The organism is Microbulbifer thermotolerans (genome assembly GCF_001617625.1).
Classification (GTDB): Bacteria; Pseudomonadota; Gammaproteobacteria; order Pseudomonadales; family Cellvibrionaceae; genus Microbulbifer; species Microbulbifer thermotolerans.
Window position 1 is genome coordinate 642891 of the sequence record NZ_CP014864.1, and the last position, 19930, is coordinate 662820.

Below are 19930 nucleotides of genomic sequence, written 5' to 3' on the forward strand. Positions count from 1 at the left end.
CTGGAGGTTAGCTGTCCTCGCTAATCCTCCACTTTCCAATCCATTTGTCGCCTCCCCAGTACCGCCTATCGGCCTCTCCTGCAAATTGTCGATTCCCTCCCTTTAACTGCTACGCCAAGTTGGTATACATGCACCAGGCTAGTTTGATGCATGGCATTGTGCTGGCAGTCCGTGTTTCCAGGGTAAAGCAATAATGAGCAACTTTAGACGGTTAGCTGGTTTCACCATCGTTGAGCTGATGGTAGTGCTTATGATTTTGGGCATTATTACCGCGATGGCTGTCCCTTCCTTTAATACCATGATTAAAAATAATCGTGTCGCCACCATGACCAATGACCTAAACGGCTTGCTGCAATATGCGCGAGCAGAGGCCGTGCGTCGGGGGGGCGGAGTTCGCGTTAGCGCAATTGATGGCGATGTCGCCAATGGGCTTAGGGTTTGGTTCGACAGTAATAGCGACAATGGATTCGATAGTGGTGAAGAGCTGCGGGAGCTCAATATCGATCTTGCGACCTTGGCTCTGGATGCCAATATCGGCGGCGCTAACGCCAAGAATGTTGACTTTACTTTTAACGCTCGTGGCGGGGGCAGCCTGGGCAACACTTTGACTTTGAAACTGTGTGACGATCGCACTGGGAATCATGGTCGAGAGCTCGAGTTGCTGGTGTCTGGTGCAATTCGCTTGAATACCGGCATTGCCTGTAGCAGTGGGGATTAGGATGAAAACACAAAGAGGGGCGACACTGATCGAGGTGTTGGTATCGGTTCTAGTTTTGGCGGTTGGGTTACTCGGCCTTGCCGCCACGCAGATGATGAGTCTGAAGAACGGTAGCGGTGCTCATCACCGTTACATGGCGGCTTTGGCGGCTCAGGAGATCGTCGAGCGTATGCGTGCCAACCCCAGCGGTGTCCAGCAAGGGGATTACGATGGCACGGTAAGTGGTACTTCCACTTCCAGCAACGACTGTAGTTCATCCTGCTCCGTCAACGAGCTTGCCGCCCGGGATCTTTATGAGTGGGACCAAGTTCTGAAGTCGAATCTACCCTCCGCGAAAGGCACTATCAGCCGCAATGGAGATGTGGTGACGGTGACGATTGACTGGAAAGAGCAGCATACCGGAGAGGATTACGGAACCTCGGCAAGTGCACTGGAAGATGCCTCATTTGAAATGATTGTGGAGCTTTAGTCATGCAGCTATTTGGCCAGCAGCGCGGTCTGTCGTTGATTGAACTGATGATTGGCATACTGTTGAGCTCTCTTTTGTTGTTGGGAGTCCTGCAGATATTCCAGAGCAACAGTGACACTATGCGTATGCAAACCGCCTTCTCCCGGGTCCAGGAAAGCGGTCGCTTTGCTATCGATTTGCTGAGTAAGGAAATCCGCTCCGCGGACTACTGGGGGTGTGTATCAGATGTGGCAAGTATTGATAATCATCTCAATGTAAGTAGTGGTTTTCTGGCTTCTATCGGTGCCGATGGCGTGCAAGGAATAGACAATGCCGATTCCAGTGAGAAGGTAGATTCAATAGATGTTGTAGATGGCACGGATATTTTGATTTTGAGCGGCACAATGGATGCGTGTGGCGGAGTCGGAAGGTTAGTGGACACTTCTGTCCCGGGCGAGCTTAAAGTCACCTCCAATTGCCCTATTACTGCAGGCCAAGTGGTTCTTGTTTCAAACTGTCTTGCTGCTGATGCGCTGACAATCACAGGGGTTAGTGGAACCCTGGGTGGTGGCAGTGACAGAGTGATTGCCCATGCTGCGGGATCCGTGAAGAGTGGTTGGATAGAAAACACAAGCGACACTTTGACAATGAGTTATGGTGCGGATTCCAGGTTGCTTTTGCCTTACCAGAGGACTTTTTTCATCGCACAAAGTGCCGCTGGAACCAATTCTCTGTTTATGCGAGAGGTGACCGGCTCCAGTGATATCACTCAGGAATTGGTTCCTGGCATAGAGGATATGCAGGTTTCCTACGGTAGAGATACGACCGGTAACGGTATTGTAGATACCTGGCAGAATGCAAGTTCTACCTTAAGTGTAATGGCTGGAGTAACAGCAATTAAATTGCAGCTACTTGTGGCGAGTGAAGGAAATGCAGGTGCCGGTGAACAAAAAATTACTGAGCTGGATGGAACCGAGACGACTTACTCGGATGGGCGCTTGAGAAAGCTTTATGTGGCGACAGTAAAAGTGCGCAACAGGGGGGCTATGTGATGAAGAGTATAGGTAGGCAAAGCGGTGCGGTATTAATCGTCAGCCTGATAATTCTTCTGGTGCTTACTTTGATTGGTGTGTCGGGCGCCCGAGGGGTATTAATGAATGAGCGAATGACGTTTGCCTCCCGAGACGCAAAGATTGCACTGGAAGTCGCTGAAACTATGGCTCGCAAGGGAGAGGCGTATATCGATAGTCTTACGGATACCTCTTCCTTTGGTACCACTGGCTGGTTGCGTACTGCTGGCGACGGTCCCGATGATCTCTTCGCTGCGGATACCTGGAAGGACGCCAACTCCAGGGCTGAAGAAGTTTCAATGAAAGGCCCTGACGGTGTCACCAAACTGAAGGGGCGTATGTTTATAGAAATGGCGGGCCAAGCGACTAACGATGCCGACGTTTCCAGTGTTGATAAGAGTGCGGGGGTTAGCAAGCTCTCCGCTAGTGATGTTCAGGTTTTTAAGATAGTCGCTCGTGGGCAGGGTATTGGCGGTACTGAACGCATAGTTGTAACCCTCTACGGCAAGGCATTTTAAGAGAGTGAAAAAAATGGAATTAAATAAAAAGGCAGGTGTACAGTTTCCATTGCGTGCCATGAGTGCAGCTTTCTTGCTTACTTTAGCCACTAGCGCTTCTGCGGCACCGGGTACGCTATCTGATGTGCCACTCTATACTCGAGGCTCGGCTGAGCCAAATATTATGTTCTTGCTGGACTCATCTGGTTCTATGTATGAGGTTGTGTTGCCGCCGGAAGATTATGACCCTGCTGAGAATATCCCTTGTGCAAATCCAATTGATAAAAATAGGAAAAACTACAACAATTACTATACGGTTAACTACCGAGTTAACAAATATTCTGGCAAGGTGGAATTCAGCATAGAGTCTTACCAGAATGGTGACTGGCAAACCTGGAACTCGGTAAATAATTGTTTTGATAATAATACAAACTTTGCTGTTCGGTTTTATGCAGATGGGAATAGTAGTTCATATTATAGAACGGGGGATTATCAAACTTATAGTTATTTGAATTTGTATGATGATGGCAGTAATGGTGCTCGTCCTAGGCAGTCGGGTCATTTTTTGAATTGGTTCTTTTCGACAAAAACTGCTGCGGGAACATATACTGCAGATAAGTTTTTAGAAGAGGATGGCAAAACTGCTCGTCGAATCAAGCTTGGTGTTGGTCGCCGTACGGACATTATGAAATCTGCAGCAGCTGAATTGGTTTCAGGCCTGGAGAATGTTCGCGTGGGCTTGATGGACTTTAATGCTGGTGACGGTGCCCGGGCGTTGTCAGGGCTTACAAGTATAACTGATGATTCACGCGAAGATTTGCTTGAAGCGATAGATAAGATCAGTGCAAGTGGTGGTACCCCACTGGCTGAAAGTTTTCAAGATATAGGTCGCTATTTTATTAGTGGATATGAAAACCAAAAGTTATCATATGTTGATAAAAATGGCGATGCCAAAGAAGCTCAAGGAGATGTGATTTTCAGTAGTCAGCCACACTGGAATGGGGTGCCTATTCCTCAGACTGGTGTAGAAAACGGAGCAATTCAGTATTACTGCCAAAAAAGTTTTATGGTGGCGTTGACTGATGGGGAACCTTCTGTTGATGACAATGTTAGCAGTATTCTGAAAAAATATGACACTCCTTGTGAAGGACCGGAAGGGTGTACGCATGGCGATGATGAGTCTATGGATGACGTAATTAAAGCGCTTTACGAAATCGATCTGCGGCCAGACCTAAAGGAACCCGATGGTACTCCAGTAAAAAATAATATCACCAGTTATCTGATTGGCTTTGCAAGCCAAGGTCTATCAGACACAGATGTGATGGTAAACGCGGGTGCCCTGGGCGGCGGCGGCGTCTATTCCGCGGATAACGCTTCGCAACTGAAAACTACTTTTAACCAGATTATCAGTAAAGTTAACGCAATTGTTGGTAGCTCCAGCGCGGTTTCTTTCAATAGCACGTCTTTGGAGTCTGATACAGCGCTGTTTGCAGCCAAGTTTGATAGTGGTAACTGGAGTGGTGAGCTTGCCGCATACTCCATTGATAGCGACGGCAAAATATCATCAACGCCTGTCTGGGAGGCAGGAGCTAAACTGGATGCTCTGTCTGATATCAGTCAGCGCTTTATGCTCACATATCGAGCTGACTTGGATAAAAATAACGATGGCGTTGCTGAAGGTGGCGGTGTGCTGTTTACCGCTGACAGTGCCGGGTTAGACGTAGCCAATGCTGATACTGTCAGTGAGCAGGATTTAAATATAAATACCTCTACCGGAGTAGCAGTAACTGACAGCCGGGCAGTGGAGCGGATAGCCTATTTGCGCGGCGACCGCTCCAATGAAGGCGCAGCCGAAGATGAGTTCCGCCAGCGCGTTAGCCGCTTGGGCGATATTATTAATTCATCGCCCGTATATGTCGCCAAACCGGATGCGGGTTGGGAAACAGAAAAGTTTCCTGAAGCGAGTAGCTATAGCGCCTTTAAATCCGCTAAAAGTAGCCGGACTCCTGTTGTGTATGTCGGAACCAATGACGGCTTTCTCCACGGTTTTAATGCCAGCACCACCGGTTCTGATGGCGGAAAAGAATTGATCGCTTATTCTCCCTCAGCCTTGGCCAGTACCGAGGATGAAAAAGGATTACATGCACTGACTTCCCAGATCTATCAGCACAAATATTATGTGGATGGTACGCCGACGGTTACAGATGCCTACATTGATGGTGCTTGGAAGACGGTTTTGGTCGGTGGCCTTGGAGCCGGCGGAAAGGGTTATTATGCCTTGGATGTGACCGAACCGGCGAACTTTATTGCTGCGAATGCCAGTTCACTGGTGATGTGGGAGTTTACAGACTCGGATAACAATAATCTGGGTTACACCTTTAGCCGTCCGCAGATAGGTCGTTTATCCAATGGTGAGTGGGCTGCAATTTTTGGCAACGGCTATAACAGTACCACTGGCGATGCAGGTTTGTTCATCGTATATCTAGATGGCAATGATGATCTGGGCAATAACTATGTCTATATCTCTACCGGCGTTGGCAGTTCAATGGATAAGAATGGGTTGTCTACGCCTGCCATAGTGGATGCTGACTTGGACGGCACTATTGACCGTGTTTACGCGGGAGACTTAAAGGGGAATATGTGGGCTTTTGACCTCAGTAAAACCGGTAGTTGGGATGTGATCAAGGATGCGAGCAATAATCCGAAACCTCTATTTTCCACAGGCGGAGAACCTATCACAGCTGCGCCGCTAGTGGCTAAAAATGTTGTGTATAGCCACGGTTCTACCCCGAACCTGCTGGTTTATTTCGGATCCGGTCAGTATTTGACGGAAGTGGATACCGCCGATACATCCGCTGGCGGTTTCTATGCGGTGTCGGATAACGGAAAATACGGCCTCAGCAAGGCGGACCTTGAAATCCGTACGTTAGTTAATCAGGATGTAACGCAGGCCGATGGTAGTGTAAAAACCTTGCGGAAGGCTACGGGCAGCGCGGTGGATTGGAGTAGCAAAAGCGGCTGGTATATGCAATTAAAAACGGGGGTTACCCCCGATGGTGGAGAGAGAGTGGTCACACGTCCTACCCTTATTGACGAGGTACTCTTTTTCAACACTATGATTCCTACCGGGCAGGTGTGCTCTGCTGGAGGTTTCGGTTGGCTAATGTCAGTGGATTTTCGTACTGGCCTAGCTCCGACAGATTTTGCTGTTTTTGATACGAATGGAGATGGAGAGATCAATAGTGACGATCAGGGTTTGATTGGGGAGATGGTGACATCAGGAATGCCCAATGAATCCGGCTTCATTAAAGGCAGCGGCGTCGTATGGCAGTATACCGGAGACACTTCAGGAAGCACCAGTGGAAGGCCTACTGAAACAGGCGGGGGGAGCAGTGCGGGCCGCCTCAGCTGGGAAGAAATTACTCCTAATTAATAGTCTGATATAACAGTTTGATAGTGGTAAGTTACAGGCCCTGATCACACTGACAGAGTGCAATTATGAAAAGACAAAATGGCTTTACGTTAATCGAGTTGATGATCGTGGTGGCGATTATCGCAGTGTTGGCTGGAGTGGCATGGCCGTCGTACCGAGAGCATGTGCGAAGTGCAAACCGTGCCGATGCCCAGGGTGCATTGATGGGCCTGGCGCAGGCAATGGAAAAACATTTTACACAAAATGGTACTTATGCTGGTTCACATACTGGTGGCGTTCCAGATATTTTCCCTAGCCAGGCGCCGCTAGATGGTGGTAATAAAACGTACAATTTACGCATTACAGATGCCGATGCTGAGGGATATACTCTGCAGGCAACCCCGATTAATGGGCAGGTTGGTGATGGTAAATTGGAGTTGAGATCATCCGGTGTTCGGGCCTGGGATAGGGATGATAATGGCGCTTTCGATAACTCTGAGATGTGCTGGAGAAAGAGCTGTAGTTAGCTAGGGAGCCGAAGTAACTTACGCAGTTACAGTTCTGTTTTGCTGGTTTTCTGATAATTGGCGGAGTGCTACTCCGCCAGGGAAACACTCATTGAGTGTTTAGTTTTTTGCATCACAGGTCAGTGGAGATCCGCTGCCATTTTCTACAATACCGTCTCCATCCCGGTCTTTTCCGAAATAGGGGCGGCCGATAGTGTTTAAGATAATAAACCAGCCGTATTTTTCTTCGCCTCCAGGAGGGCAGTATTTAAAATTTCCACTTTGTGCCGGGGTTGTGCCATTTGGACGAAAAGTGATAAAACCTTTATTGTTGAACGCGTTCCAACTCAAAGTGGCGCCATCTTCCAACTTTGATAGTGTGCGTTCAATTTTTTCAGAAGCGTCCAGTTCTCCATCTCTGTCATTGTCTGCAAATAAAATTGCGCCATATGCCCAGTCTTTTCCGCAACTACTGCCATTTTCGCTTGGACATAATGTGTAGCTTTTATGCTCACTGTATGCCTTGGTGCGCATTAAAATGAGTAATTCGAAAAGTTCCCGACCTTTGGCTTCGCTCTTGTAACGCCGGGTGAGATCGCTAAAGGTAGGTAAGGCGTAAGAAGCAACAATTGCAAGGATGGTAATGCTGAGAAGCAACTCGATAAGAGTAAATCCTAAAGATTTCTTCACAGTGCAAACTCCTCTTCCTTGAGTTTGCATTAGCATACCGCTTGCAGAAAAAAAGCCAATTACAGGCTATTGCAGTACGAACGTTCTAGTCCGCATTTACAGTAATCGTGGAAGAGTCTCTGATTAATTCATCCTATGGAAGCGGAGATATTTAGCTTTCAGATGAGAATCATCTGCTGTTGAGGTGGACATTTAGAAACTGTTGGATGCAGGATACAATCCGCGGGAGCTACGGGGCGCTCGTACGTTGTCGAAATATTCATCTTATTACTTGAGTCCCCAAGGTCTACTTACCGCACTCACGCAAATTAATCAAAGCTTCCTTAATCTTCCAATCCCAATTTTTTCAGCCGGTACCGCAGGGAGCGAAAACTGATGCCAAGCTTTTGAGCTGCGGCGGTTCTATTCCAGCGGGTTTCGTTCAAAGCTTTCTCGATGGCTTCTTTTTCAATTGCCTGGAGGAAGCTGTCCAGGGAGCCGTAGTGGCTTGGGTCGAACTGGCCGGGATAGGTCTGGGCTGCGGCAGGCTGGGAAGGGGGACGGGGAGGAGTCGGTTGTTCTGCGCTACGTGTTGCTGACAGCGCCTCCCGCTCCAAATGCAAATCCTGTGCGCGAATAATCTGTTGGTCGCTCAGTGTAAAGGCGCGCTCCAGGGTGTTTTCCAGTTGGCGCACGTTGCCGGGGAATTGATAGTTCTTTAACGCTTCCATCGCCTCTGCAGAGAGGTGGGGAGGGGAAACACCGGCATTGGTGGCGATGCGCTGCATAATGGTTTGTGCCAGGAGAGGGATATCTTCTTTGCGCTCACGCAGTGGGGGCACAGTGATTTCAATAACGTTGATACGGTAGTAGAGATCGTTGCGGAAGCGACCTTCGGCCACTTCCTTGGCGAGATCTTTGTGGGTAGCACTGAGAATACGGACGTCTATCGGTACCTCCTGACTGGCGCCGATTGGGCGCACGGATTTTTCCTGTATCGCGCGCAGCAGTTTAACCTGCATGTCTAAAGGGAGGTCCGCCACTTCATCCAGGAAGAGGGTCCCGCCTTCGGCGGCCTGCATCAGACCGGGTTTGTCTCTGTGGGCGCCGGTGAAGCTGCCCTTTTTGTGACCAAAAAATTCGCTTTCCATCAATTCCGCGGGAATCGCGCCGCAGTTGATCGGCACAAAAGGTTTGTCGGCGCGTGGCCCTTGGGCGTGGATCGATCGGGCTGCCAATTCCTTGCCGGAGCCAGATTCTCCGCTGATATAGATAGGGGCATCGCTGCGTGCCACCTTGGCGATTTGGCGGCGCAACTCCCGCATCTTTTCGGTTTCGCCGAGCAATAGGTGATCAGAATTTGGTTTTTGCGTATCAGTGCGCTTGTGGTTCAGGCGCAGCGCCAATTGCACCAGACTACGCAGTCGTTCCAGATCCACCGGTTTGCTGACGAAATCAAAGGCGCCCAGTTTGAGCGCCTTGATAGCGGTATCCATATTCCCGTGTGCGGTGATGACCGCCACCGGCAGATCGCTTTTATCTTGCGCTTGGATGTGCTCCACCAGCTGTAGGCCGTCGCCGTCTGGCAGGCGTATATCGGTGAGGCAAAAATCATAGCGATTCTCATCCAACAACCGCTGCGCCTCCCTCAGTGTGGCGGCGGTGTGGCAGTGAACGTCCATGCGCTGCAATGTCAGGGCTAGCAGCTCACAGATATCGGGCTCATCGTCGATGACCAGGGCCAAGGGTTCCATCTAGTTAGTAGTCGTGGTCTTTATTGCAGGATTCCTGAAAAATTGAAACTCGGTGGCCGATTATGGCAGATACTCTTTTCAAGTTAACGAAGGGTTAGATAAATAATTGCCCCTCTATTCTGTCAAAAAAATCTGTTTGAGTGTGCGAACTCTATCCGAAAACAGCTTTTATTGCTTGCTGTGCGGCAGTAGTAGAGGTTGGCCTGAATAGCCTCGCAGAGTTCCCGGGCAATATAGAGCCCCAGGCCACTTCCTCCATGGCCGGTGGTGAAAAAAGGTTCGAATATTTTGTCTTTGTGCTCCGGTAGCACGCCCTGACCGCTGTCGATGACATCGAGTACCGCGCAGTCGCTTTCTTTGTTGTGGTAAACCGCCAGTTCGACTTCCCGACGCCCGGTTGCAAGATAGGAGTGGTGCAATGCGTTGTTGCACAGGTTGGTAACCACTTGCGCCAGTTGCTGGGGATCAAAGCGGGCATTGACTGTCTGTTCAGAAAAGTGCAATTGAATGTTGGCATCGTCCGGAGCGCTGGCCCGATAATCCTGGACAAAAAGTTCAAGCCACATGCCCAGGTCGTGCAACTGTGGAGCGGCGGCGCGGCGGCGGGACAGCTGCATAATATTTTCGACGATTTCGTTTACCCGCTGGCTGTGCCGACAGATGATCCGGGTGAGCTGCCGGTCCTGTTCATTCAGGTGCTGGGATTCCGACAGCAGTTGTGCAGCGTGGCTGATGGCTCCGAGGGGGTTGCGTATTTCGTGGGCTATGGAAGCGGTTAAGTGTCCAAGGGAGGCGAGCTTGAGCTTTTGAGCCGCCTGGGTGAGCTTGCGGTTGTCTTCGATGAACACCAGGGTGCTGTCCCTATGTCCTCGGTGTAGCTTGGCAAAATTGAGGCGCAACTCGTTGCCATTAGCTGCGCGCATCAAGGCGCTGCTGCGGGATGTGTCACTGTTCCACTCGTCTACTATCCGATGCAGTTCCTGCCAGTACGGGGTGGCGGGTCCAGCCGGTCCGCCGAGTAATTGCCGCGCGGCCTGGTTGATCAGTTCGGGTTTGTCTGTGGCATCCAGCACCAACACACCGGTGCGCATGCGCTCTATGATCTGTTGCGCCAGCCGCTGCAGGTGTGCGGCCTGGCGGCTCTGCTGGTCGGCGCGCAGGGTCGCGCTGCGTATACGTGCCGAGAGATACTGTAGGGAGCTGACGGCAACAAAAAGCAGTACGCCGAGACTACCGGCGGAAACGATGTCCTGGGTACCGGCGTTACCGGCGAGCAGGCCGTAGAGTTGCTGGCCGATCACGCCGATGCTGGCAACGGCAGCGAAGAAAGCGCTCATGCGCCGGTCCAAAAGCAGGGACCCCACCGAGCAGTTGACCAGCAGCAGATAGCCGAGTCCGGAGTTGAGGCCGCCGCTGGCCTGTATCAGCAGCAGGAAGGTGAGAATGTCGCAGCCGAGAATCAGCCCGACTTGGCCCGCGGTAGTCTGGTAGGCATTGTGGCGCAGGTGCAAAAACCAGCCCAGATTGAGCGCGGTATAGGCAATCACAGTATTCAAATAGAGTGCCGGAGCGCTGTTGCCCACGGCTCCCTGACCCAGGTCGGAGGTAAAAATGCTCAGCAGAACCAGGGCTATGGCAACCCGGTAAAAGGCATAGACCCTCAGTAACTCTTGGTGTTGTAATGCGACTCCGCCAGTGTTGGTCAATGGACGGCTCAAGTTGTTTCCCCGATTACTCTTTTTGCGCAGTCACTGCTGTTGTCCCCCTGGTCACGGTACAATAGCCGCCTGTCCGGTCTGAGGTAAAACGATGTCTACTTTGCAGCTAGTGCTGGCACAAATCAATTCTTTGGTGGGGGATATTCCCGGTAACACCGCACAGGTGATCGATGTAACACGCCGGGCCTATCGGGACTTTGGCGCCGAGCTGGTGCTGTTTCCGGAATTGACGCTATGCGGTTATCCGCCGGAAGACCTGCTGTTGCGCCCAAGTATGCAGCGGCGTGTGGACGCCGCGCTGGCGCAATTGATGGCGGCGGAGCTTCCCTGTGCGATTTTGGTGGGTTACCCGAGGGTGGTAGCGGGCAAGGTGTTCAATATGGCGGGGTTGATTGTCGATGGTCGACTGTCCGCCGAGTACGCCAAGCAAAAGTTACCCAACTATCAGGTGTTCGACGAACTGCGCTATTTCGTTCCCGGTGACAAGCCCTGCGTCGTCGATATCAAAGGGATTCCGACCGCCATTTCGATCTGTGAGGACATCTGGCACCCGGAGCCGGTGGCACAGGCTGCCGCTGCCGGTGCCAAGTTGATGTTGAACATCAATGCATCCCCCTTCCACCGGGGCAAGGCCCAACAGCGGCTTGAATTGCTGGCGGGGCAGGCCAGGGCGGGGGATATGCCGGTTGTTTATGTGAATTGGGTCGGAGGTCAGGACGAGCTAGTGTTTGACGGTGGCTCCTTTGCTGTGGATGCCCAGGGCAAGCTGTGCGCAAGGGCGCCAGAATACGTTGAGAAGTTGCTGCCGGTCAGTGTTACCTACGAGAATGGCAAAGCGGCCCTAAAGCCCGGCGAGATTACCCCGGCCCTGGAGGATTTGGCCTCGGTCTATCAGGCGCTGGTGCTCGGCGTGCGCGACTATGTCAACAAAAATGGTTTTAACGGTGTGGTGTTAGGCCTGTCCGGAGGCATAGATTCTGCCCTGACTCTGGCGATTGCTGTGGATGCGCTGGGGCCGGAGCGGGTGGAAGCGGTCATGATGCCCTTTCGTTATACATCCGATCTGAGCAAGAACGATGCCGCTGAGCAGGCCAGGCGACTGGGCATTCATTACCGGGTGATCAGTATCGAGCCGGTATTCGACGCCTTCAGCCAAGCACTCGCTGACGAATTCGCAGGCACTGAGCGGGACACCACCGAGGAGAATTTGCAGGCCCGTTCTCGCGGTGTATTGCTGATGGCCATTTCCAATAAGAAGGGGGCTATGGTGCTGACCACTGGCAACAAGAGTGAGCTGGCGGTGGGCTACGCGACTCTCTACGGCGATATGGTAGGTGGTTACAACGCACTCAAGGATGTGCCCAAGACACTGGTGTTTCAGCTGGCCCGCTACCGCAACAGTATTTCCGAGGTGATCCCCGAGACCGCGATCACCCGCCCCCCGAGTGCAGAGTTGGCACCGGGACAGGTGGACTCAGACAGCCTTCCCCCCTACGAGATACTTGACCAGATATTGAACCTCTACATTGAAAGAGACTACTCGGCCGAAGACATTATCCGCCAGGGCTTCGAGCGGAACACGGTGGAGAGAGTGGTGCGCTTGGTGGATCGCAACGAGTACAAGCGACGCCAGGCGGCGGTGGGCGTGCGCATCTCTGAGCGCGGGTTTGGCCGCGACCGGCGCTATCCGATTACCAACGGCTGGAAAGCCGGGGAATGAGCGCGGGCAGTTCGCTGCCCGCCCCCGTTCTTACATTAGTTCTGGCGGCAGCGGCGCCTCTTCGCGTTGGTATTCAGGGTTGTATAGCTCGCGGCTGTCGAAGCCGCGGGGATCGGACTTCTCGAACAGGCCCAGAGTTATGCGGTGGATAAAGCTGCGGCCACTGGCCCCTTTGTAGTAGTTGTAATTGAAGCTGCCGTTGCGCAGGAAGGCCGGGTGATTGGGGTAGTTGGTGCGCAGTACCGATAGCGCACTGGCCTCCAGCTCCGGCATTTCCAGCAGGTGGTAGCTCTGTACCATTACCGCCAGGGCATCCGGTATCGCCGGGGTTTGCTGGAAGTTCTCCACCACGTAGCGGCCGCGGTTGGCTGCCGCCAAGTAGGCGCCGCGTTTGAAGTAGTAGTTGGCCACGTGTATCTCGTAACGGGCAAGTAGGTTGCGCAGGTGGATCATGCGCTTCTGTGCATCCGGTGCGTAGCGGCTCTCCGGAAAGCGCGCCATCAGCTGCGCGAAGTGGGCGAAGGACTCCCGCGCCGAGCCGGGGTCACGGCTGGTCATATCGGTGGGTAGAAAGCGCTCGAACAGGCCGCTGCCTTCGGTAAAGGAGGCCAGCCCCTTCATGTAGTAGGCGTAATCCACATTGCGGTGCTGGGGATGTAGCCGGATGAAGCGGTCCGCGGCGGCGATGGCTGCGTCGTTTTCATAGTTGCGGTAATAGGCGTAGATCAGCTCCAGTTGCGCCTGCTCGGCGTAGTTGCCGAACGGGAAATTGTCCTCGAGGGCGCGCAGGTTCTTGATTGCCAGGTCCCACTGACTGGATCTGAGCTGACGCTGTGCGGCCTCGTAGAAGGCCTGTTCGGTGCGATTGCCGGAGGGCAGCCCCTCTTCGGATTCATCGGTGCTGGCGCAGGCTACCAAAATCGTGGACAAGAGTACCTTGACCACGGTCAACCACAGCGTTTTTCCAGCCTGCATAGCCCCTCGCTCTATCATTATTACTTTCTACCTTTAAACTAGCGGCCAATTATAGGCAACCAACGGCCCGCCATTTAACCACATACGCGGAGCCGTCCAAAATATTTGACCCATGGCCGAACTTCTGAAACTGGATATTGACGTACCCGCCCGGCTTGCCGGACACAGGTTGGACCAGGCAGCAGCGGAATTAATTCCCGACTATTCGCGCGCGCGCCTGCAATCCTGGATAAAAGGCGGGCAATTGACTGTCGACGGCAATACGGCCAAGCCGAAGGACAAGCTGTTCGGCGGTGAGCGCCTGCGGTTGCGCGCCGAGCTGGAGCCCCAGGGGGAATGGCGTCCCCAGGCACTGGACTTACAGGTCGTCTTTGAAGACGACAGTTTGCTGGTGATCAATAAGCCTGCGGGTCTGGTCGTCCATCCTGCGGCCGGAAACCCCGACGGCACCTTGCTAAACGGTTTGCTGCATTACTGTCCGGCGCTGGAGCGGGTACCCCGCGCGGGTATAGTGCACCGGTTGGACAAAGACACCAGTGGCCTGATGGTGGTAGCCAAGACGCTTCCGGCACAGACCAGCCTGGTGCAGCAGTTAAAGGCGCGTACTGTCAGCCGCCAGTACGACGCCCTGGCTCAGGGCGCCATTAGCGGTGGCGGAACCGTGGACGCGCCCATCGGCCGCCACCGGCAAAATCGCTTGAAAATGGCGGTGCTGGACTTCGGCGGCAAAGAGGCGATTACACACTACCGGGTGCGGGAGCGATTTCGCACCCATACGCTATTGCGCTGCGCTCTTGCCACGGGGCGCACCCATCAGATCCGGGTGCATATGGCGTATATCCGCCATCCGCTGGTGGGCGACCCGCTCTACGGTGGCCGCCCCAGGTTGCCGCCGGAGGCCTCGCCGGAACTGGCTCGGGCGCTGCAGCAGTTCCCGCGCCAAGCCCTGCATGCGGCCGAGCTTTGCCTGCGGCACCCGCGTAGTGACGAGGAAATGCGCTGGCGTGCGCCGATACCGGCGGATATGCTGCGGCTGCTCGAACTGTTGCGCGAGGACGCAGGGACCGCTTCCGCAGCAGACGGTATAGGAATATAGAACCATGCCCAGCGAAAACTACCTCTTTCCACGCTGGCCGGCGCCTTCCAATGTGCGCGCGGCCACCAGCTTGCGCTCTGGGGGCACCAGTGGCGCACCTTATACCGCTTTCAACCTGGCCACCCACGTGGGGGATGATGACCAGTCGGTGGCGGACAATCGCAAACGCCTGCAGCGGGATCTGCGGCTCCCTGCAGAGCCCCAGTGGCTGGAGCAAATCCACAGTGACAGAGTTGTGCCGGCCCGAGCCGATGGTCTGGTGCGCACTGCTGATGCCAGTTTCGCAACCAGCCCAGGTGCGGTGTGCGCAGTGCTCACTGCCGACTGCCTGCCGGTGCTTTTTTGTGATCAATCCGGTACCCGGGTGGCTGCGGCGCATGCCGGCTGGCGCGGACTGGCTGGTGGCGTACTGCGGACCAGTGTGGAGGCGCTCGACTGCGACCCGGCGGAACTGCTGGTGTGGCTGGGCCCGGCTATAGGGCCGCAGGCGTTTGAAACTGGTGTGGATGTGTTGGAGGCTTTTTTTGAAAATGCACTCAGTGGCGCGCACACGGAAGCAATTGCCCAGTGCTTTCGTCCTCACACGCAAAAGCCGCTGCATTTTCTCGCGGATATATACGCCCTGGCGCGCGCCGAGTTGCACCAGCTCGGCGTGGATGCCATTTACGGCGGTGACCGCTGTACCTTTACGGAAGAAGCGCATTTTTATTCCTACCGGCGTGACAAAATCACTGGACGCATGGCCACTCTGATCTGGCTGGAAAACTGATACAGATCAATCCTCTCTACGGCTGGATGGCGGATGATTTGCCTGTGAAGCCTCTGATACTTGTCTCTTGAGTTTTTCTCCCGGGCCTAAAATCAAGGCGTGGAATGATCAGAGGATTCCCGTACCTTTCCCTCTGCGGAAGGCTTTGGGCGCCGGGTGTGATACGCCTGTATTTTCCGCCCGGATTGAAAATCGCTGTGCCGCCCGCATATCGGTAACCAGACTGAATCAATATGTCGTTGAACAGATCCAGAGAGGGTTTTCCGTGCGCATAGATAGAATGACGAACCCGCTGCAAGCGGCGATTGCCGACGCCCAGTCCCTCGCCGTTGGCCGCGATCACAACCAGATTTATCCCGAACATTTGTTATTGGCGCTGCTGAATCAGAATAACGGCAGTGTCCCCGCTTTTCTTTCTCAGGCCGGTTTTAATATCAACGGTCTGCGCAACGATTTGGCAAAAAGGCTCGATAGTTTGCCCACGGTAGGTACGCCCACTGGCGATGTCGGTATGTCGCAGGAGCTGGCGCGGCTGTTTAATTTGGCGGACAAACGGGCGCAGCAAAACGGTGACAGTTTTATTGCCAGCGAAACTGTATTACTGGCCGCTTTTGACGCCGCTGCCGGTGAGGTGTCAAAAATCCTCAATGCCAACGGCGATGTCAAACAATTGCAGGCGGCCATTGAAAAAGTGCGCGGCGGCGAGAAAGTCAATGATGCCGGTGCTGAGGACGCGCGTCAGGCTCTGGATAAATACACTTTGGATCTGACAGAGCGCGCCGTGGCAGGCAAGCTGGATCCTGTGATCGGCCGCGACGATGAAATCCGTCGCACCATCCAGGTTCTTCAGCGGCGCACCAAAAATAATCCCGTCTTAATCGGTGAGCCGGGGGTAGGGAAGACCGCCATCGTCGAGGGGTTGGCGCAGCGTATCGTCAACGGCGAAGTTCCCGAAGGCTTGAAAGACAAGCGATTGCTCTCCCTGGATCTCGGCGCGCTTTTGGCCGGAGCCAAGTTTCGCGGTGAATTCGAGGAGCGCCTGAAAGCGGTGCTCAACGAACTCTCCAAGCAGGAAGGGCGCGTTATCCTGTTTATCGACGAACTGCACACCATGGTGGGCGCCGGCAAGGCCGAGGGCGCCATGGATGCCGGCAATATGCTGAAACCTGCGCTGGCCCGCGGTGAATTGCACTGTGTCGGCGCCACCACCCTGGATGAATACCGCCAGTACATCGAAAAGGATGCCGCCCTTGAGCGGCGCTTCCAGAAGGTGCTGATTGACGAGCCAAACGAAGAAGACACCATCGCTATTTTGCGGGGGCTTAAAGAGCGTTACGAAGTACACCACGGCGTCGATATCACCGACTCAGCCATTATCGCTGCGACCAAATTGTCCCAGCGCTATATCACCGATCGCCAATTGCCAGACAAAGCCATCGACTTAATCGACGAGGCTGCGAGCCGTATCCGTATGGAAATCGATTCCAAGCCGGAAGAGATGGATAAACTGGACCGGCGTCTGATTCAGCTGAAGATAGAGCGCGAAGCGGTAAAAAAAGACAAGGACGACGAGGCGGCACAAAAGCGTTTGGCCAAGTTGGAAGAGGAAATCCAGAAACTGGAAAAGGAATACGCCAATCTCGAAGAGGTATGGAAAGCGGAGAAGGCTCAGCTGGCAGGCAGCCACGATATCAAGGAAAAGCTGGAGCAGGCCAAGCTGGATATGGAAGCGGCGCGCCGCGCCGGCGACCTGGAGCGGATGTCGGAATTGCAATACGGATTAATTCCGCAATTAGAAGGACAATTGAAAGCCGCTGCCGAAACCAAGGGTGATGAAGACTTGCGCCTGTTGCGCAACAAGGTCACCGAGGAGGAAGTGGCGGAAGTGGTTTCCCGCTGGACCGGAATTCCTGTGGCAAAAATGCTCGAGGGCGAACGGGAAAAATTGTTGCGTATGGAAGAGGCGCTGCACAAGCGCGTGATCGGGCAGGGCGAGGCGGTAGCCGCGGTGTCCAATGCCGTGCGTCGCTCCCGCGCCGGTCTCGCCGATCCCAACAGACCCAATGGCTCATTCCTGTTCCTCGGCCCCACTGGTGTCGGAAAAACGGAGCTGTGCAAGGCATTGGCGCAGTTCCTGTTCGATACCGAGGACGCCATGGTGCGCATCGATATGTCCGAGTTTATGGAGAAACACTCAGTGGCACGCCTGATTGGTGCGCCGCCCGGCTATGTGGGTTATGAGGAAGGTGGCTACCTGACCGAGGCGGTGCGGCGCAAGCCCTACTCGGTGATACTGCTGGATGAAGTGGAAAAAGCGCACCCGGAAGTTTTCAACATTCTGCTGCAGGTACTCGAGGACGGTCGCCTCACAGATGGTCAGGGACGCACCGTGGATTTCCGCAACACGGTGGTGGTGATGACCTCCAATTTGGGGTCCGACTTGATCCAGAAGTATGCCGCTGACCGGGATGCGGACGAAGTGGACACAGAAATCCGGTACCGGCAGATGAAGAGTGCGGTGATGGATGTGGTAAGTGGCCATTTCCGGCCGGAGTTTATCAACCGCATTGACGAAGTGGTGGTCTTCCACCCGCTGAATCAGGCGGAGGTGCGTTCTATCGCCGAAATTCAACTGGCGGCTATGCGCCGCCGTCTCGCCGAGCGGGATTTGCAGCTGGAAGTCTCCGAAGCGCTGCTGGACAAGCTGGCCGAAGTGGGCTTTGACCCCGTCTACGGTGCCCGCCCTCTGAAGCGTGCGATACAGATGTGGCTGGAAAATCCCCTGGCGCAGGATGTGTTGGCAGGCAAATTTGTGCCCGGCGACACTATTCATGCCGAACTGGATGGAGACCGGGCGGTATTCCGTTGAGGTAACCCTGACAAATCCGCCTGAGTGCCGTTAGTGCCGGGCGCTCAGGCGTGAATCTCGCTTTGCGAAACACGCAATCCATTCCTGTGGAACCGCCGGATACTGCTCAGTAGCCGGTGGTTTCGCACTATCCCTCCCTTCGCTCAAAATTTTCATATTACGCGGCGCGTTGCTAAACCCACGGCATGTATTGTTTTCCTGACGTCGAGCGAGTGTGATACAGCGGCAGTCTCCAGGCGTAAATAGCCATTTGTTTATAAACTGAATTTTGTTGTTCGGCGAAAGAGTCGGCCGATGCCGAAATCGCAATTCAGTGGAATGGCACTGTGTCTCGGGTTTTGAACAAACGCATGCTGCTGATGCTCCTCGGCTGCCTGCTGTTGTTCGGCGGTATTTTTGCTTTCAAATATATCGGCCTTGTCATGATGAATCGCGCTTTCGACAGTATGCCACTGCCGCCGGCAACAGTGACTTCTTTTACCGCGGAGGTGCAGGTCTGGCAGGAGACGCTGACTGCGGTGGGAACGCTACGGGCGGTAAATGGTGTGGAGGTCACCACGGAAGCGCAGGGCATCGTCAGCGCCATCCATTTTAAGTCGGGGCAGTCGGTCGAAAAAGGGGCCTTGTTAGCGGAGCTGGCCGCGGAACCGGAAATCGCCCAGCTTCAGGTACTGGAAGCGGAGCTGCGGCTGGCGCGGCGCAACCATCAGCGGGTCAAGGCTCTGCACGCCAGAGGCGTCACCACAGAAGCGGATCTGGACGCCACCCGCAGTGAGCTGGAGCAGGTTCTGGCTAATCTGGAAGTCCAGCGCGCCACTATTGATAAACGTCAAATCACCGCGCCTTTCAGCGGGGTTTTGGGCATCCGCCGCATCGACTTGGGGCAGAATGTTAACCCGGGGGAGGCCGTGGTTTCCCTTCAGCAGCTGGACCCGATTTACGTCGATTTTTTTCTGCCGGAGCGGCACCTTGCCAAAGTGGCGTTGGATCTGCCGATAACTCTGGGAACCGACGCCTTTCCCGGCAAAAAGTTTCATGGGCGCATTACCGCCATAGACCCCAGTGTGGATGCGGCCAGCCGCAATTTTCTGCTTCAGGGCACACTGAAAAATCCGCAACACCGGTTGCGCCCCGGTATGTTTGCGGATGTAGCGGTGCAGATTGACGCCCGGCGAAAGGTCTTGGTGGTGCCGCGCACTGCGCTGATGTTCGCACCCTACGGTACGGCGGTGTTTATTCTGCGCAAGAGCGATACCGGTGACAGCATTATTGCCCGCAAGCGTTTCGTGAAGACCGGGGAAGAACGCGGCGATCTGGTGGAAGTCGTACAGGGCTTGCGGGCGGGTGAAGTCGTGGCGAGTAGCGGTCTGCTCAAACTGCGCAACGAGGGTGCCGTGATCATTGAAAATGAAAACCGTCCGCCCGCCGACGCGGATCCGAAGCCGGAAAATAGTTAGTGGGCCCGTAATTAAACCGCACAAGAGCTGCGGCTTGTTTCGGGGCGCTCAGGCAAAGGGATAAGTATTGCGAAAATGCACGAGTATGTCCCGGCGGCTTCGCCGGATATCTCCCTATTTCCGACGGTTTCAAAATGCCCATCCCATCACTTGAGCTTCTCATCAGGCCTCGGCGTCAGCGTCAGGGAGGTTCCTTAAGGGAACCCTGAAACCATAGTGGCACTGGGCCCGCCTGTTGTCCGGCATTTGCTC

At 54.1% G+C, this 19930-nt stretch carries 15 protein-coding genes and 1 pseudogene; 12 read left to right on the top strand and 4 right to left on the bottom strand.

Going from position 1 to position 19930, the window contains the following annotated elements; all coding sequences use genetic code 11:
* Positions 1 to 193: 193 nt before the first annotated feature.
* The 7 genes and pseudogenes from A3224_RS02735 (at position 194) to A3224_RS02760 (ending at position 6672) form a co-directional block, all read left to right on the top strand.
* Positions 194 to 718 carry a GspH/FimT family pseudopilin gene (locus A3224_RS02735; RefSeq protein WP_067151166.1) on the top strand — a complete coding sequence of 175 codons (525 nt, stop codon included), beginning with the start codon at positions 194 to 196 and terminating at the stop codon, positions 716 to 718.
* Between the two features lie 55 nt (positions 719 to 773).
* Positions 774 to 1187, top strand: a complete 414-nt coding sequence (gene pilV / locus A3224_RS02740) for a type IV pilus modification protein PilV (RefSeq protein WP_231902440.1) — start codon at positions 774 to 776, stop codon at positions 1185 to 1187.
* Positions 1188 to 1189: 2 nt separating this feature from the next.
* On the top strand, positions 1190 to 2218 hold the full coding sequence (locus A3224_RS02745) for a PilW family protein (RefSeq protein ID WP_067151170.1): 1029 nt from the start codon (positions 1190 to 1192) through the stop codon (positions 2216 to 2218).
* A pseudogene (locus A3224_RS17605) lies at positions 2218 to 2322 on the top strand (hypothetical protein); the annotation flags it as partial. The gene A3224_RS02745 and the pseudogene A3224_RS17605, both read left to right, overlap by 1 nt.
* Before the next feature lie 9 nt (positions 2323 to 2331).
* The gene (locus tag A3224_RS02750; protein WP_231902441.1) at positions 2332 to 2754 is read left to right on the top strand and encodes a pilus assembly PilX family protein; all 423 of its coding nucleotides are present in this window, start codon (positions 2332 to 2334) and stop codon (positions 2752 to 2754) included.
* 13 nt (positions 2755 to 2767) lie between these two features.
* The gene (locus tag A3224_RS02755) at positions 2768 to 6166 is read left to right on the top strand and encodes a PilC/PilY family type IV pilus protein (RefSeq protein ID WP_082817361.1); all 3399 of its coding nucleotides are present in this window, start codon (positions 2768 to 2770) and stop codon (positions 6164 to 6166) included.
* Between the two features lie 65 nt (positions 6167 to 6231).
* Positions 6232 to 6672, top strand: coding sequence for a type IV pilin protein (locus tag A3224_RS02760; RefSeq protein WP_067151176.1), 441 nt, complete (start codon positions 6232 to 6234; stop codon positions 6670 to 6672).
* 99 nt (positions 6673 to 6771) lie between these two features.
* On the opposite strand, the gene A3224_RS02765 is transcribed toward A3224_RS02760, so the two are convergent.
* From A3224_RS02765 to A3224_RS02775, 3 genes are all read right to left on the bottom strand, one after another.
* Positions 6772 to 7341, bottom strand: a complete 570-nt coding sequence (locus A3224_RS02765) for a GspH/FimT family pseudopilin (RefSeq protein ID WP_067151178.1) — start codon at positions 7339 to 7341, stop codon at positions 6772 to 6774.
* 323 nt (positions 7342 to 7664) lie between these two features.
* Complete coding sequence (locus A3224_RS02770; RefSeq protein ID WP_067151180.1) at positions 7665 to 9074, bottom strand: sigma-54-dependent transcriptional regulator; 1410 nt, start codon at positions 9072 to 9074, stop codon at positions 7665 to 7667.
* Positions 9075 to 9196: 122 nt separating this feature from the next.
* Positions 9197 to 10792, bottom strand: a complete 1596-nt coding sequence (locus A3224_RS02775; RefSeq protein ID WP_067151183.1) for a sensor histidine kinase — start codon at positions 10790 to 10792, stop codon at positions 9197 to 9199.
* Positions 10793 to 10883: 91 nt separating this feature from the next.
* On the opposite strand from A3224_RS02775, the gene A3224_RS02780 reads away from it, so the two are divergent.
* Entirely contained in the window at positions 10884 to 12512 is a 1629-nt protein-coding gene (locus tag A3224_RS02780; protein ID WP_067151186.1) for an NAD+ synthase, read from the top strand.
* Positions 12513 to 12542: 30 nt separating this feature from the next.
* Here the strand turns inward: A3224_RS02780 and A3224_RS02785 are convergent, their stop codons facing one another.
* On the bottom strand, positions 12543 to 13487 hold the full coding sequence (locus A3224_RS02785) for an outer membrane protein assembly factor BamD (RefSeq protein ID WP_067151189.1): 945 nt from the start codon (positions 13485 to 13487) through the stop codon (positions 12543 to 12545).
* 112 nt (positions 13488 to 13599) lie between these two features.
* On the opposite strand from A3224_RS02785, the gene rluD reads away from it, so the two are divergent.
* The 4 genes from rluD to A3224_RS02805 all read left to right on the top strand — a co-directional run bounded on the left by rluD (position 13600) and on the right by A3224_RS02805 (position 19678).
* Positions 13600 to 14583: a 23S rRNA pseudouridine(1911/1915/1917) synthase RluD gene (gene rluD, locus A3224_RS02790; protein WP_067151192.1), complete on the top strand. Its 984-nt coding sequence runs from the start codon at positions 13600 to 13602 to the stop codon at positions 14581 to 14583.
* Between the two features lie 4 nt (positions 14584 to 14587).
* Positions 14588 to 15352 carry a peptidoglycan editing factor PgeF gene (gene pgeF, locus A3224_RS02795; protein ID WP_067151195.1) on the top strand — a complete coding sequence of 255 codons (765 nt, stop codon included), beginning with the start codon at positions 14588 to 14590 and terminating at the stop codon, positions 15350 to 15352.
* Between the two features lie 265 nt (positions 15353 to 15617).
* A complete protein-coding gene (clpB, locus tag A3224_RS02800) occupies positions 15618 to 18221 on the top strand; it encodes an ATP-dependent chaperone ClpB (RefSeq protein WP_067157335.1) in 2604 nt (867 codons plus the stop codon).
* A gap of 326 nt (positions 18222 to 18547) precedes the next feature.
* The gene (locus A3224_RS02805) at positions 18548 to 19678 is read left to right on the top strand and encodes an efflux RND transporter periplasmic adaptor subunit (RefSeq protein WP_231902442.1); all 1131 of its coding nucleotides are present in this window, start codon (positions 18548 to 18550) and stop codon (positions 19676 to 19678) included.
* The last annotated feature ends 252 nt before the right edge of the window (positions 19679 to 19930 follow it).